This window comes from Streptomyces sp. NPDC047982 (genome assembly GCF_043204165.1).
In the GTDB taxonomy this organism is placed as follows: Bacteria; Actinomycetota; Actinomycetes; order Streptomycetales; family Streptomycetaceae; genus Streptomyces.
The window spans coordinates 207556-222053 of sequence record NZ_JBIDBS010000009.1 but is presented as its reverse complement, the minus strand read 5'-3'; the positions used below and the strand labels follow the sequence as shown (position 1 = coordinate 222053).

Sequence of the window (14498 nt, the reverse complement as noted above, 5' to 3'; positions counted from 1 at the left end):
TCTCTCCCCCGACAACCTTTTTCTCCCGCCCACCCGGGCCCTTAATTAATACCCAACCCGGGGGGGGGGCCGGGGGGGGGCGCCCCCCCCGGGGGGGGGCCCCCCCCCCCCGCCCCGGCCATCACCTGCCCTTCGGACTGGCGGGTTTCGGCGGCGGTGGGGCGGCCGACGGGGTCGGCCGCTGTTGCTGTTGACGTCAGCGGCTGCTGTTGCCGCTGACGGCAGCGACTACTTGACGACGCCGAGCGAGACGTAGTCGTAACGGCCGTTGTAGGCGTCGGACATGTAGACGTTCGTCAGTCGCTTGCCGCGCCAGGTGATGTTCTTCTCGTAGATGAAGGGCATCCAGTCGGCCTGGTCGAGGATCCGCTTGTCGATCTGCGCGTAGATCTCACCGGCCTTGTCCGGGTCGGTCTCCGCGATCGCCTGGTCGAAGAGCTTGTCGATCTGCGGGTCCTCGATCTGCGACTCGTTGTAGTTACCGGTCTCCGAGAGGAAGCGGCTGTCCCACAGCGGCTGTCCGAAGCCCTGCCCGGACGGGAAGTCGGGGCCCCAGCCGCTCATGGTCATGCCGTAGCCGCGCTGCTTCACGACGGACGGCGAACCGCTGATGCTGGCCGCCTCGGCACCGTTGATCGGGTCGACCGCGACCTTGATGCCGACCTTGGCGAGCTGCGCCTGGAGCGCCTCGGCGGCGTCGACCTCGCCCGGGTTGTTGTTGCGGGCGGTGAGCTTGGTGGCGAAGCCGTTCGGCTGGCCGCACTGCTTCAGCTCGTCCTTGGCCTTGGCCAGGTCCGGCTTGCCCTTGCGGGCGAGGACGCCGTACGGGTCGTAGTCGCTGTGGCCCTTGATGGACGCCGGGAGGGCGCTGTTGGCGATCGCGCCACCGGCGATCTCGCCGCCGCGGACCTGCTGGAGGGCGGCGAAGTCCGTGGCGTAGAAGACGGCCTTGCGGCAGTGGACGTCGTCGAACGGCTTCGCGGCGTGAACGAGCGCGACATAGCGGATGAAGGACGTCTGCATGTTGTCCACGCTGTCCTTGTGCTTCTGGATCGCGGTCACGCGGCCGGACTGGGTCATGCCGGTGCCGTTCATGTCGACGTCGTAGTCGCCGTCCATCAGCTTCTTGTCGTTCTCCTCCAGGTTGGCGGAGATCGTCACGGTGATCTTGTCCGGGAGCGCGGCGCGCACCGGGTCCGACGACTTCTGCCACTTGTCGTTGCGGACGAGCACGATGCTCTTGTTCGGCTTGTACGACTCGAACTTGTACGGGCCCGAGGAGAACGGCCGCTGGGTGTACTTGGCCTTGGTGTCCTCGGACGCCTTCACCGGCGAGCCGGACGGCATGGCGAGGAACTGCTCGAAGTCACCGTTGGGCTTGGGCAGTTTGAAGATGATGGTGTTGTCGTCGGGCGTCTCGATCGCCTTCAGGCCGAGCTTGTCCGGGGACGAGTCCTTGTACGGGCCCTTGTACTCGCCCTTCGGGTCCAGCGTCTGCTTCAGGTACTGCGGGCCACCGGTGATGGTGTCCGTCGCCCAGATGCGCTCGATGCCGTACTTGACGTCCTTGGAGGTCAGCTTGGAGCCGTCCTCCCAGGTCAGGCCCTCACGCAGCTTGTACGTGTACGTCTTGCCGCCGTCCGTGATCTCGGCGGGGCCGGTGGCGAGGTCACCGACCAGCTTGGTCGAGGCGACGCCCGGCTTGGTGTCGTACGTGACCAACTGGCGGGTGTAGAAGCGCATGAAGTCCCAGGCCATGCCGTAGTAGGCACGCTGCGGGTCGGCCGAGTCCAGGTCCTGCTTGCCGACCATCTTCAGCGTCCCGCCCTTTTTGGTGGACGGGTTGGCGACCTTGTTGAACGCCGCGTTGAAGCCCGCGCCCTTCGCGCTGCCGCCCTCGCTGTCGCCGTCGCCGCCGCCGCACGCCGTGGTGGTCATCAGCGCCGCGACCACGAGAGCCGCACCAGCGGTGAGACGTCTTTTCGTGGAAACCGTGGACATTTTCTCGCAACCTCCGAGATCGCGGTCCCAGGCCGTTGCATGCCGGAGAACCATGGGAGAAGCCACCTGACGGTGCGGCAGGGGCAAGTCGTGGGTCATCGGGTCCCCTTGGGGTCGAGGGCGTCGCGCAGCCCGTCCCCGAAGAGGTTGAAGGCCAGTACGGTGATGAAGATCGTCACGCCGGGAAAGACCATGAACATCGGGTCGTGCTCGTACGTCTCCAGGGCGTCGCGCAGCATGCCGCCCCAGGAGGCCGTGGGCGGCCGGACACCGGCACCGAGGAAGCTGAGGGCCGCTTCGGTCAGGATGTTGGTGGGGATCATGAGCGTCGCGTAGACGGTGATCGGCGCCACCAGGTTCGGCAGCAGTTCGCGGAAGAGGATGTGCCCCCGCCCGCCGCCGAGGCTCCGCGCGGCCTCCACGTACTCGCGTTCGCGCAGCGACAGCGTCTGCCCCCGGACGATGCGTCCCACGTACGGCCAGCCGAAGAAGCCGATGACGGCGACGAGTACGGCGATACGCACCCCGCTGCCGGTGAGGCCGAGCAGGTCGTCGGGGAGGACGGAGACCAGGGAGATGATGAAGAGCAGTTGCGGGAAGGAGAGCAGCACGTCCATCACGCGGCTGATCACGGCGTCGATCCAGCCGCCGAAGTACCCGGCGACGATGCCGAAGAGCGTGCCCAGCGCCACGGCGACCAGGGCCGCCAGGAACGCCACGAGCAGCGAGATGCGGGCGCCGTAGACGATCCGGCTGAAGACGTCGCGTCCCTTGTTGGGCTCGACCCCGAAGAGGAAGTCGCTGCTCATGCCGCCCAGCGGCCCCGTGGGGAGGTTGGTGAGCGGATCGAGCTCGTCCTGGTGGAAGTCGTTCGGCGGGTGCCCCAGCAGGGAGACGATCACCGGCGCGAAGACCGCCACCGCGATCAGGAAGAGGACAACGATGCCACCCGTCAGAGCGACCTTGTCCTGCTTGAGGCGGCTCCAGGCGATCTGCTTGAGGGACCGCCCCTCGACCTTCTTCGCCCCGGAGCCGGCCGCGGGCCCACCGGTCGCGTGCGGATCCGTCTCCGTGGTCGGCTCGTGCAGTGGTGCCGTCATCGTGGCAAGGACCCCTCTCAACCGGCGGTGGCCGGGCCGAACTGGCCGCTGTGCGGCACGGATCAGTCAAGTCGTACGCGGAGGCGGCAAGACGCCCTTGCTGCGGGAGTCTTCATCGCCGCCGCGCGCGGTAGCCATACCGACAGGCGAATGGATGCCTAACCGTGATGCGGACCGGGGTGATCCGTTATCCGGACGGAACTGAACGGCCCCCGAACACAGGCCAGTTGAGGTTCAACGTGGCGATGAAACCCATACTCTTCGCTTTCGCCACCAGACGGTTCCTGAACGGAGATGCGCGACATGAAGGGCGCATGACATACGTCGGGACATTCCGGTCGAGCGACCGCGCTCAAGGCGTGAGGCAGGAGTCAACTCGTCGTGAAGCACGGGTACTCGGGCGCCCGCGTACGCGTCGCGCGGTACGGCGCACGCCCCCGTCGGAGACGGTGTCAGTACGCGCCCTGCGGCGGGTAGCCGTAGCCGGCCGCCGGGGCGTGGGCCTCGCGGTCGTAGAACGGACGGGAGTTGGCGCGCAGCCACATCGCGACCGGGTCGTACTCGTCGGACATCGCGACGGTGGAGACGGGCAGACCCTCCGGAACCGCGGCGACCGACTGCCGCATCATCGCGCGCACCGCGTCGACGGACGGCCGGCTCGTGTCGTACAGGTCGAGGCCGATGGCGAGGTACGCCGTCCCGAGCGCGGGCTGCACCCAGGCGCGGCGCAGCGAGCGGATCGCGGGAGTGCGGTGGGCGTTCTGCGCGAGCAGGGCGTAGAACTGCGGGATCTCGATGGCCGGCTCGGTGAGCCGGAGCGGACCGGCGGGCATCCGCTCCAGGCCGGTGGCGATCCGGCGCAGGTCCAGCCAGGGGATGCCGACGCCGCCGCCGGGGGCGTGCGGGTTGAGCCAGATGCCCCAGCGGTCGGGGAACAGGGCGCGGGCGATGTCGAGGCCGGTGACCACCTCATGGGCCCGGGTCCAGCCGCTGGCCGAGAGCTCCTGGGCGGAGGTCACGCAGGGGGCGTAGCCGAGGCCGTCGATCTCCATGTTTCCGTACTGGGCGTCGGGCGAACCCGCCTGGCCGTTCCAGAGAAGCATCCAGACGCGGCCGTTCGCGAGTGTCTGGAGCAACGCCTCGTACGCGTCGTAGCGCCCGGGCGTCACTTGGCGCAGCATGTGCTCGACCTGCCCGGCCGCCGCGGTGCCTGACGCACTCACTGGTTCCGCCCCTCTTCGATCCACTGTGCCGGCCCACCGCTCCCGGGGCACCCGGGCGCGGCATGATGCCGTCACACCCGCCATGAAACCAGCTTATGTGCCGGTCCTGACACCGACTTGACGCCTCGGGCCGGGAAGGTGGTCCGCGGCGTGCGCGGTGAGCGGTCCGCCCACCGCGCGTCCCGCACTGGCGTTCGCTACCGCGGGACGCGCTGGTAGAACGGACGGATCCGCTCCCGCATCCAGTCCCCGACCGGGTCCTGCGCCACGTCGAGCAGGACCAGGTTGACCGGCCAGGGCACCGTCACGCGGCCGAGCGCGCGGCCCAGCGCGTCCATCGGGGCGTCGCGCGCGGCCTCGTCCCAGGCGGCGAACTCGACGCCGATGAAGAGGACGGGGTCGCCGCCCTCGATGCTGGCCAGCGTGCGGCGGGCGGTGAGCACGACGCCGCTCTCCTCGAATTCCCCGGCGGCGGCGGAGAGGAAGTCGACAGGCTCCTCCTGCCAGTCCGGCTCGTACAGGCGGACCCGGCCTCCGGTGGCCGGTCCGTCCAGCGGGGTGCGTCCGGAGCGGCAGAGCTCGGCCACGGCGGGCGGCGGGAGCGGCATCCCGACCACGCCGCCGGGGTTCACGGCGATGCCGAGCTGCGGGGGCAGGCCGCGGGCGAATTCGACGGCGGGGGCGACGGTGTAGGACATCCGGTCGCCGACGCAGCCGAGGAACTGCTCTTCGGAGCTGAAGACGGGGACGTACGCGGCTCCGTCGATCTCCAGCGTCGGCAGGTCGAGGTCCGTGGAGTCGGGGCCGCCGCCGCCCGGCAGCGGCACCCATACGTGGCTGCGCCCGAGCACCTCGACGAGGCGCCCGCCGGCCTCCGCGACTCCCACCGAGGCCATCAGCACCTCTTCGAGCTCGTTGGCCGGCCATCCGCCCTGCGGATGGGACTGGACCTGCGCCGGAATGTCCACTGCTTCCCCTTCTTTCCCGAGCTCCTGCCCGAGCCTTCCGGCAGAAGGTTACGACCTGGGGCGGCAGGGCGGATCAGGGAGCGTCGTCGTGCGGCTTCGATCGCGAGGTGCAGGGGGGAGTCGATGCGGCGCGGAGGGGGTCTCCCCCAGGTCGAGCGAAGCCGGGACCCCGGGGAGGACCGACGGCGACGCGGCAAGCGCAGTCGCGGGGCGGCGCCGGCCCGCCCCCTGCCGTCCCGAGGTCGTCAGCGTCCCTCCCGGAGGTCGTCCGGGCCCGCTCCGGGCTCCGTGAACGTGATGTGGTCCAGCAGCCCCGCCGCCTCCCGGTCCAGGAGCACCGCCGAGGCGCAGCCGGACGGCAGCAGCCCCTTCTCGGCGTCCCGCAGCAGCCGGCCCACGGCCCTGCGGTGCCGGGCGAACGCGTACCCGGAAACGCCCCGGCCGCGTTCTCGCTGTCCCTCGCGCGCGGTCCGCGGCGTGACGTCGAGCAGGAGCAGGTGGAGGTCCCGGCCCCGGCGCCGTGCGTCACGGGCCAGCCAGCGGCGTACCCATGCCTGCGTTCCGCAGTCGTGCACGACGACGGACTCGCCCGAGCGCAGCGCCCGCCGCAGCCCCGCATAGTGGGCGAGGCGGACGAGAGGGCGGTAGAGGGCGTACGGAAGCAGGCGGGGCATCAGCCGCGCCCAGCGGTCCCGGGTGTCCTGCGAATCGATGGCGCGGACCGTGGCCGCGCGCCGGATGAGGGTGGATTTGCCGCTGCCGGGCAGCCCGGAGACCACCACCACGTCGCCCGCCGCGAAGCACAGGCCGCGCGGGGTGTGTCCGCCGCGTCGCCGCAGGTCGCGCACGACCGGCTCGGGACGGCCGAGCGCCGCCCCGGCCGAGGCCCCGGCCTGCGCGGGCATCGCGCCGTGCGCGGCCCCCGCGGTCGTCGCGTACCGCCGTGACGTCATCGCCCGCCCCCCTGTCGGATGTCCGCCCATGGCCGAAGTGTAAAGAAGTGGTAATGCGACACAACCGTCCACGCCGTTGAACTGCCCCGGGGACCGGGGCTCCACTCCGGCGCGATGCGTGCGATGATGGCCCGGCCAACTGCATACAGGCCGTTTGAATCCGCGCGGGAGAGTTCCGGTTCACCGCGTGGGCCGGGCGCCGAAGGAGCAAGTTCCTCCCTTGAATCTCTCAGGCCCCGTACCGCGCGGATGAGGCAGATCTGAAAAGCGGGCCGCTCGGCGGCTCCACCCAAGGTGCAAGCCGAACCGGACCCTTCCGGGGCTTTCGGCGAACCTCTCAGGTTCCGATGACAGATGGGGAGGGATCGTCCTCGCCGTCGTGCCCCCGGGAGCCACACCATGACCACCGCACCCCGCCGTACAGCCCACCCGTCTCCCACCACCACCCTGTCCGAAGGCGCTTCGCGCCACAGCCCCATTCAGGCCCTGCACCGTTCGCTGGGCGCGACCATGACCGACTTCGCGGGCTGGGACATGCCGCTGCGGTACGCCAGCGAGCGCGACGAGCACAACGCGGTCCGTACCAAGGCCGGCCTCTTCGACCTGTCGCACATGGGTGAGATCACCGTCACCGGCCCCGGTGCGGTGGACTTCCTGAACTTCGCGCTGGTCGGCAACATCGGCACCGTCGCCGTCGGCCGCGCCCGTTACACCATGATCTGCGCCGAGGACGGCGGCATCCTCGACGACCTGATCGTGTACCGGCTGGGCGAGGCCGAGTACATGGTCGTCGCCAACGCGGGCAACGCCCAGATCGTGCTGGACGCGCTCACCGCGCGGGCCGAGGGCTTCGACGCCGAGGTGCGCGACGACCGCGACGCGTACGCGCTGCTCGCCGTGCAGGGCCCCGCCTCCTCGGCCATCCTGGCCTCGGTCACCGACGCCGATCTGGACGGTCTGAAGTACTACGCCGGGCTGCCGGGCACGGTCGCCGGTGTCCCCGCGCTGATCGCCCGTACCGGCTACACCGGCGAGGACGGCTTCGAACTGTTCGTCGCGCCCGAGCACGCCGAGCAGCTGTGGAAGGCCCTCACCGAGGCGGGCGCCCCGCACGGCCTGGTCCCGTGCGGACTCTCCTGCCGCGACACGCTGCGCCTGGAGGCGGGCATGCCGCTCTACGGCCACGAGCTGACCACCGCGCTGACCCCGTTCGACGCCGGTCTCGGCCGGGTCGTGAAGTTCGAGAAGGAGGGCGACTTCGTCGGCCGCGAGGCCCTGAAGGCCGCCGCCGAGCGCGCCGAGACCGCCCCGCCCCGCAAGCTCGTCGGGCTGGTCGCCGAGGGCCGCCGGGTGCCGCGCGCCGGCTACCGCGTGGTCGTCGGCGGCGAGGTCGTCGGCGAGGTGACCTCGGGCGCCCCGTCGCCCACGCTCGGCAAGCCGATCGCCATCGCGTACGTCGACGTCGCCCACGCCACGCCCGGCGCCGAGGGCGTCGGAGTGGACATCCGGGGCAACCACGAGCCGTACCAGGTCGTGGCACTGCCGTTCTACAAGCGCCGGAAGTGACGCCCGTCCGCGGTGCCGGAAGAGGTCCCGGCGCCGCGAGCGGCCTCCGCACGCCCAAAAGTGACGTAATCGCGTCTCATACCGTAAGACCACCGTTCATCAGCACTCCCCCGCGTACAGGAGAATTCAGGTCATGAGCAACCCCCAGCAGCTGCGTTACAGCAAGGAGCACGAGTGGCTGTCGGCCGCCGAGGACGGTGTCGCCACGATCGGCATCACCGAGTTCGCCGCCAACGCGCTCGGTGACGTCGTCTACGCGCAGCTCCCCGAGGTCGGCGACACGGTGACCGCGGGCGAGACCTGCGGCGAACTGGAGTCGACCAAGTCGGTGAGCGACCTGTACTCGCCGGTGACCGGCGAGGTCACCGCCGCGAACCAGGACGTCGTGGACGACCCGTCGCTGGTGAACTCCGCTCCCTTCGAAGGCGGCTGGCTGTTCAAGGTACGTGTCGCGGAGGAGCCGAAGGACCTGCTCTCCGCCGACGAGTACACCGAGTTCTCCGGCAACTGAGACCCCAAGGGACCACCTGATGTCGCTTCTCAACTCCTCCCTCCACGAGCTGGACCCGGACGTCGCCGCCGCCGTCGACGCCGAGCTCCACCGCCAGCAGTCCACCCTCGAGATGATCGCCTCGGAGAACTTCGCTCCGGTCGCGGTCATGGAGGCCCAGGGCTCCGTACTCACCAACAAGTACGCCGAGGGCTACCCCGGCCGCCGTTACTACGGCGGCTGCGAGCACGTCGACGTCGTCGAGCAGATCGCCATCGACCGGATCAAGGCGCTGTTCGGCGCCGAGGCCGCGAACGTCCAGCCGCACTCGGGAGCGCAGGCCAACGCCGCCGCGATGTTCGCGCTGCTGAAGCCGGGCGACACGATCATGGGCCTGAACCTGGCCCACGGCGGTCACCTGACCCACGGCATGAAGATCAACTTCTCCGGCAAGCTCTACAACGTGGTCCCGTACCACGTGGACGACACCGGCCTCGTGGACATGGCCGAGGTCGAGCGCCTGGCCAAGGAGGCCAAGCCGAAGCTGATCGTCGCCGGCTGGTCCGCCTACCCCCGTCAGCTGGACTTCGCCGCCTTCCGCCGGATCGCGGACGAGGTCGGCGCGTACCTGATGGTCGACATGGCGCACTTCGCCGGGCTGGTGGCGGCGGGCCTGCACCCCAACCCGGTGCCGCACGCCCATGTCGTCACGACCACCACGCACAAGACCCTCGGCGGTCCGCGCGGCGGCGTCATCCTGTCGACGCAGGAGCTGGCCAAGAAGATCAACTCGGCGGTCTTCCCGGGTCAGCAGGGCGGTCCGCTGGAGCACGTGATCGCGGCCAAGGCGGTCTCGTTCAAGGTCGCGGCGACCGAGGAGTTCAAGGAGCGCCAGCGGCGCACGCTGGAGGGTGCCCGCATCCTCGCCGAGCGCCTGGTCCAGCCGGACGTCACCGAGGTCGGTGTCTCCGTGCTGTCCGGCGGCACGGACGTCCACCTGGTCCTCGTCGACCTGCGCGACTCCGAGCTGGACGGCCAGCAGGCCGAGGACCGGCTGCACGAGATCGGCATCACCGTCAACCGGAACGCCGTCCCGAACGACCCGCGGCCGCCGATGGTCACCTCGGGTCTGCGGATCGGCACGCCGGCCCTGGCCACCCGCGGTTTCGGGACCGAGGACTTCACCGAGGTGGCGGAGATCATCGCCGCCGCGCTCAAGCCGTCGTACGACGCCGACGCCCTGAAGGCCCGTGTCGTCGCGCTGGCCGAGAAGTTCCCGCTGTACCCCGGCCTGAAGTAGGCCGCGCGCGGACCGTGTCCCGGAACGGTCCGGGACACGGTCCGTCGTCTCTCGGACGGGGCACCGCGCACACTGGGCAGTGGGCAGTGGGCATGGTGCCCCGTCCCCCGGGCCCTGCCCTCCGCTCTTGCCCGGCCCCGTCCCCTGTTCTTCCCCGACCACCCTGCTCTTCGGGCCGACCGGCCCGTACGCGCACCACCGGCGGACAACGGCGTCTACCAACCCTGAGGAGTACCCGTGGCCATCTCGGTCTTCGACCTGTTCTCGATCGGCATCGGCCCGTCCAGCTCCCATACGGTCGGCCCGATGCGCGCCGCCCGTATGTTCGCGCGCCGGCTGAAGAACGAGGGGCTGATCGCCCACACCACCTCGATACGGGCGGAGCTGTACGGCTCGCTCGGCGCGACCGGCCACGGCCACGGCACTCCGAAGGCCGTCCTGCTCGGTCTGGAGGGCGATTCGCCCCGGACCGTCGACGTGGAGACCGCCGACGAGCGGGTCGAGCACATCCGCTCCACCGGCCGGATCAACCTGCTCGGCATGCACGAGATCGACTTCGACGCCGACGAGCAACTGGTCCTGCACCGACGCAAGGCCCTCCCCTACCACGCCAACGGCATGACGATCCTCGCCTTCGACCGCGACGGTGCGACGCTGCTGGAGAAGACGTACTACTCGGTCGGCGGCGGCTTCGTCGTGGACGAGGACGCGGTAGGCGCAGACCGGATCGTCCTCGACGACACGGTGCTGAAGCACCCCTTCCGCACCGGCGACGAACTGCTGCGGCTGTCCCGTGAGACCGGTCTGTCCATCTCCTCGCTGATGCTGGAGAACGAGAAGGCGTGGCGCACCGAGGACGAGATCCGCTCGGGTCTGCTCGGCATCTGGCACGTCATGCAGGCGTGCGTCTCACGCGGCATGTCCCGTGAGGGCATCCTGCCCGGCGGCCTCAAGGTCCGCCGCCGCGCCGCGACCACCGCCCGCCAGTTGCGCGCCGAGGGCGATCCCCAGGCCCACGCAATGGAGTGGATCACCCTCTACGCCATGGCGGTCAACGAGGAGAACGCCGCGGGCGGCCGGGTCGTGACGGCGCCGACCAACGGCGCCGCCGGGATCATTCCGGCCGTGCTGCACTACTACATGAACTTCGCGGCCGGCGGCGCCACCGAGGCGGAGAAGGAGGACGGCGTCGTCCGCTTCCTGCTGGCCGCCGGGGCCATCGGCATGCTGTTCAAGGAGAACGCCTCCATCTCCGGCGCCGAGGTTGGCTGCCAGGGCGAGGTCGGCTCCGCCTGCTCGATGGCCGCGGGCGCCCTCGCAGAAGTCCTCGGCGGCACCCCCGAGCAGGTCGAGAACGCCGCCGAGATCGGCATGGAACACAACCTCGGCCTGACCTGCGACCCGGTCGGCGGCCTCGTCCAGATCCCGTGCATCGAACGCAACGGCATGGCCGCGGTCAAGGCCGTCACGGCGGCGAAGATGGCCCTGCGCGGCGACGGCAGCCACAAGGTCTCCCTGGACAAGGTCATCAAGACCATGAAGGAGACGGGCGCGGACATGAGCGTGAAGTACAAGGAGACCGCGCGCGGCGGGCTGGCGGTCAACATCATCGAGTGCTGAGTGGGTGGGCCCCGCCCAGCGCTCCTGCCCCCGTCTCCGGCCCCCACGCCGCGAGGAGGGCCGCCGCCGAGCGGGCCAGGGGGTCGTCGCGGTGGCCGAGGCGTTCGGCGGCGCGCAGGACGTCCGTCAGGACGGCCGGGTCGTGGGCCCGGACGGCGAGGGCGAGCAGGGGGCCGAGGCACGCCGCCAGTTCCGCGCGCGCGGCGGGCGGGGCGGTCCGGGCCGCCTCGGCCGCGCCTCGGGCCCAGTGCCGGATCTCCTCGGGGTGTGCGCGGGGCAGCGGGAATCCGGTGGGTTCTGTGGGGCCCGAGGGGCCCGGCGCCTCAGCCGGCTTTCGCGCGGCGGAGGCGAGGGCCGAGGCGAGCGTGGTGTGGTAGCAGGTGCCGAAGAGGTACGCGGCGGCCTTGTCCCCCGCGAGTCCGGCCAGGATCTCGGGGCGGTGCACCGGACCGGGTACGGCGCCGTCCGGGCGCTGGGCGGCGGCCAGCGCGTTCCAGCCGGCCCGCCGCCACGGCCCCGCGACGGTCCTCGGAACGGGAGCGGTGTCCGGCCCCGTGCCCGGCCCCCCGCCGGCAACCGGAAGCAACCACCTGGACCCCGGACCGCGCCGGGAACCGGGCCCGCCCCTCTGTCCCGTGTCCAGGGCCGCATCGCACAGCAGCAGTTCCGCCAGGAGGTCCAGGCTCCCCCGGGCGAGGTGGACGCCGAGCAGCACCCGCACGGTCTCGCGCACCCGCGCCACCGCCTCGCCCCGGCAGGGCAGGCGGCGGCGATGGCCGAAGTCCGTCGCGTACAGGAGGACGTGGGTGAGCGCGTAGGTCTCGTCGCCCGTCAACTGGAGGACGTCCGCGCCCCGGGCGGCGATGCCCTCGCGGAAGAGCGGACCGAGGCCGGGCAGCGGGTCGGGGGCCGTGAAACCGCCGCGGTCGACGAAGTAGCGCAGCTCGAGCCGGGAGAGGACCGGCTTGTACGGCCGGCAGTGGCCGCCCGCGTCCGCCGTGAGCAGTGCCTGGCAGGCCGCGCGCAGCACGGGGTGCGGGCGGCCGAGGAGTTCCAGGAGCGCGGTCAGGTTGAGGTGGTACGGGAAGAACGCGTCGCCGCGACGCAGGCCGCGGGCGAACTCCGGCTCGTGAACGGTCTCCTCCGCGAGGTCGAGGGCGCGGGAGGGCAGGGGCGCGGTGGCGGGCATGATGCCCGAGCGGTCCAGGACCCTGACCAGTCCGAGGAGTTCGAGGAGCGGACCGGGCCGGAAGGGGCGGCGGGGCAGGAACTCCTCCCAGCGGCCCGGAGCGAACCAGTCCAGATGGGCCTCGATCCATCCCAGCGCCCCTGTCAGCACCCGACGGGCCGCCTCGTCCTCGGCCAGGAACGCATCACCGGTGCGCCCGGCGTGCGCGGGAAGCGGGGGCCAATACACCTCGTCGGTCGCGCCGTTCACCGCCCGCTCCGCAGCCGCAGCACCGTCATGGCGACGGCGAGGATCGCGGCGAGCGCGCCGAGATCCGCCCAGCGCGGCAGCAGACCGCCGCCGCCCAGCAGGGTCTGCCGCGCCAGATCGACGGCGTACGTCATGGGATTGACGTGCATGATCCAGCCGAGCCAGGCCGGAACGTCCTGCGGGCTGAAGACCGACCCGGACAGGAACAGCATGGGGAACATGGCGAGCTGGACGGTGGCCTGGAGCGTCTGCACGCGGGTGATGACGGTGGCCAGACAGAGCCCGATGACGCTGAACACGGTGGCGGCCAGCGCGTAGCAGCCGATCGCGGCGACGAACCGGCCCGCCGTCAGGTCGACACCCATCAACGGGGAGAAGGCGAGCATCACCGTGCTCTGCGCCGTCACCGTCCCCGCCCCTGCGACGACCTTCCCCAGCGGCAGGCAGACCGGGGGCACCGGTGCGACGAGGAGTTCGCGCAACACGCCGTACTCACGGTCCCAGGCGTACGTCTGGCCGGAGGCGACCCCGATCGACACGACCTGGATGGCAATGATCCCGGGAAAGACGTAGGCGCTGAACGGTGCGTCACCGACCGAACCGATCATCCCGTCGAAGCCGACCGCGTAGACCAGGACGAAGAAGAAGATCTGGGCGCCCTGACTGATGAGTACGCCCGGCCGTTTGGCCTGCCGCAGCAGATCGCGGTGGGCGATGACGCCGATGGCGCGCAGCGCCACCCGCAGCCGGCCGTCGTCGTCCGCGGGGCGGGGCGGGGCGCAGGCCGGGGCGGGAGCGGGGGCGTTCGTCGCGGTCATGGCGTGACCGCCTCCTCCGGCCGCTGCCGCGACTCGCCCTCGCGACCCCGTGCGCCCTCCCCGACCGCCGCATCCTTCCCTGCCCCTGCGCCTTCCCTCACCACCGCGTCCTCTCCGGCCACCGCCAGGTAGACGTCGTTCATGGACGGGTGGTGCACGGAGACCGTCAACTCCGGGACGTCCAGAGCCCGTACGACCTCCGCGATCCGGGCCTCGGGATCGGCGCAGTGCACCGCGACACCGCCGGGTCCGATCAGCGGCTCGAAACCGGCCGCGCGCAACTGCCGCGCGGCGGCCTCGTCGTCCGCGCAGCTGACCACGAGGCGGGACGACTCCAGGCCGTCCTTGAGACGGTCGACGCTGCCCTGCCGCACGACCCTGCCCTGACGCAGGATGACGATCTCGTCGGCGTACTCCGCCTCGTCCATGTAGTGCGTCGCGTACAGGACGGTGACCCCCAACTCGGCGCGCAGGCGCAGCAGATCGGCCCAGACGATGGCGCGGGCGGTCGGATCGAGGCCGTTGGTGGGCTCGTCGAGGACGATCAGCCCGGGCCGGTGCAGCAGCGCACGGGCGATCTCCACGCGTCTGGCCAGCCCGCCGGAGAGTTCCTCGACCGGTCGTCGACGACGGTCGCAGAGATCGAACAGGTCCAGCAACAGGCTGATCCGGGCCCGGGCGTCGGCCCGCTTCATGCCGTACAGCCGGGCATGGAACCACAGGTTCCGTTCGACGGAGAGCTCCTTGTCCAGGGTGCGTTCCTGGAAGACGAGACCGAGGCGGCGCCGCGCGGCCGTCGGTGAGTCGCGCACGTCGTGGCCGAAGACCCGGACCGTGCCCGCGTCGGGCCGGGCGGCCGTCGACACGACCCCCAACAGGCTCGACTTCCCCGCTCCGTTGGGACCGAGCAGGGCGGTGACCCGGCCCGGCGGCGAGCTGATCGATACCCCGTGCACGGCGGTCACCTTGCCGTGGCGTACGACGAGATCACTGATCTCGAAGGCCGGTGTCACGCTCCCGT

Annotated in this window: 12 protein-coding genes and 1 riboswitch; of the genes, 4 read left to right on the top strand and 8 right to left on the bottom strand. The window is 71.1% G+C overall.

Annotation, left to right across the window (positions count from 1 at the left end; all coding sequences use genetic code 11):
• Nucleotides 1-228 precede the first annotated feature (228 nt).
• The 5 genes from ACGF2V_RS14175 to ACGF2V_RS14155 all read right to left on the bottom strand — a co-directional run bounded on the left by ACGF2V_RS14175 (nt 229) and on the right by ACGF2V_RS14155 (nt 6245).
• A complete protein-coding gene (locus ACGF2V_RS14175; RefSeq protein WP_362626067.1) occupies nt 229-2001 on the bottom strand; it encodes an ABC transporter substrate-binding protein in 1773 nt (590 codons plus the stop codon).
• Between the two features lie 95 nt (nt 2002-2096).
• Complete coding sequence (locus ACGF2V_RS14170; RefSeq protein WP_362626064.1) at nt 2097-3101, bottom strand: ABC transporter permease; 1005 nt, start codon at nt 3099-3101, stop codon at nt 2097-2099.
• Between the two features lie 452 nt (nt 3102-3553).
• Nucleotides 3554-4324 carry an enhanced serine sensitivity protein SseB C-terminal domain-containing protein gene (locus tag ACGF2V_RS14165; RefSeq protein WP_362626062.1) on the bottom strand — a complete coding sequence of 257 codons (771 nt, stop codon included), beginning with the start codon at nt 4322-4324 and terminating at the stop codon, nt 3554-3556.
• A gap of 197 nt (nt 4325-4521) precedes the next feature.
• A complete protein-coding gene (locus ACGF2V_RS14160; protein ID WP_362705237.1) occupies nt 4522-5292 on the bottom strand; it encodes an enhanced serine sensitivity protein SseB in 771 nt (256 codons plus the stop codon).
• 245 nt (nt 5293-5537) lie between these two features.
• Nucleotides 5538-6245 carry an AAA family ATPase gene (locus ACGF2V_RS14155; RefSeq protein WP_362626157.1) on the bottom strand — a complete coding sequence of 236 codons (708 nt, stop codon included), beginning with the start codon at nt 6243-6245 and terminating at the stop codon, nt 5538-5540.
• Nucleotides 6246-6400: 155 nt separating this feature from the next.
• Nucleotides 6401-6499: riboswitch (glycine riboswitch) on the top strand.
• 145 nt (nt 6500-6644) lie between these two features.
• On the opposite strand from ACGF2V_RS14155, the gene gcvT reads away from it, so the two are divergent.
• The 4 genes from gcvT (at nt 6645) to ACGF2V_RS14135 (ending at nt 11221) form a co-directional block, all read left to right on the top strand.
• Nucleotides 6645-7811, top strand: a complete 1167-nt coding sequence (gene gcvT / locus ACGF2V_RS14150) for a glycine cleavage system aminomethyltransferase GcvT (RefSeq protein ID WP_362626057.1) — start codon at nt 6645-6647, stop codon at nt 7809-7811.
• A 133-nt stretch (nt 7812-7944) separates the two neighbouring features.
• Nucleotides 7945-8322, top strand: coding sequence for a glycine cleavage system protein GcvH (gene gcvH / locus ACGF2V_RS14145; protein WP_362626054.1), 378 nt, complete (start codon nt 7945-7947; stop codon nt 8320-8322).
• Nucleotides 8323-8341: 19 nt separating this feature from the next.
• The gene (gene glyA, locus ACGF2V_RS14140) at nt 8342-9601 is read left to right on the top strand and encodes a serine hydroxymethyltransferase (protein ID WP_362626050.1); all 1260 of its coding nucleotides are present in this window, start codon (nt 8342-8344) and stop codon (nt 9599-9601) included.
• 237 nt (nt 9602-9838) lie between these two features.
• Nucleotides 9839-11221 (top strand): L-serine ammonia-lyase, encoded by a 1383-nt coding sequence (locus ACGF2V_RS14135; protein ID WP_362626047.1) that lies wholly within the window; start codon nt 9839-9841, stop codon nt 11219-11221.
• Here the strand turns inward: ACGF2V_RS14135 and ACGF2V_RS14130 are convergent.
• From ACGF2V_RS14130 to ACGF2V_RS14120, 3 genes are read right to left on the bottom strand one after another with little or no spacing between them, the layout of a single operon-like run.
• Nucleotides 11208-12659 carry a DUF6895 family protein gene (locus ACGF2V_RS14130; RefSeq protein WP_362705239.1) on the bottom strand — a complete coding sequence of 484 codons (1452 nt, stop codon included), beginning with the start codon at nt 12657-12659 and terminating at the stop codon, nt 11208-11210. The two genes, ACGF2V_RS14135 and ACGF2V_RS14130, sit on opposite strands and share 14 nt — an antisense overlap.
• Nucleotides 12656-13477, bottom strand: a complete 822-nt coding sequence (locus tag ACGF2V_RS14125; protein ID WP_362705242.1) for an ABC transporter permease — start codon at nt 13475-13477, stop codon at nt 12656-12658. Before ACGF2V_RS14125 ends, ACGF2V_RS14130 begins: the two co-directional genes overlap by 4 nt.
• A complete protein-coding gene (locus ACGF2V_RS14120; protein ID WP_362705245.1) occupies nt 13474-14490 on the bottom strand; it encodes an ABC transporter ATP-binding protein in 1017 nt (338 codons plus the stop codon). The genes ACGF2V_RS14125 and ACGF2V_RS14120 overlap by 4 nt, the downstream gene beginning before the upstream one ends.
• Nucleotides 14491-14498 lie beyond the last annotated feature (8 nt).

Coding starts and splice junctions, on each gene's coding strand:
- ACGF2V_RS14175 (WP_362626067.1), bottom strand. CDS start 2,001: ATGTCCACGGTTTCCACGAAAAGACGTCTCACCGCTGGTGCGGCTCTC.
- ACGF2V_RS14170 (WP_362626064.1), bottom strand. CDS start 3,101: ATGACGGCACCACTGCACGAGCCGACCACGGAGACGGATCCGCACGCG.
- ACGF2V_RS14155 (WP_362626157.1), bottom strand. CDS start 6,245: ATGACGTCACGGCGGTACGCGACGACCGCGGGGGCCGCGCACGGCGCG.
- gcvT (WP_362626057.1), top strand. CDS start 6,645: ATGACCACCGCACCCCGCCGTACAGCCCACCCGTCTCCCACCACCACC.
- gcvH (WP_362626054.1), top strand. CDS start 7,945: ATGAGCAACCCCCAGCAGCTGCGTTACAGCAAGGAGCACGAGTGGCTG.
- glyA (WP_362626050.1), top strand. CDS start 8,342: ATGTCGCTTCTCAACTCCTCCCTCCACGAGCTGGACCCGGACGTCGCC.
- ACGF2V_RS14125 (WP_362705242.1), bottom strand. CDS start 13,477: ATGACCGCGACGAACGCCCCCGCTCCCGCCCCGGCCTGCGCCCCGCCC.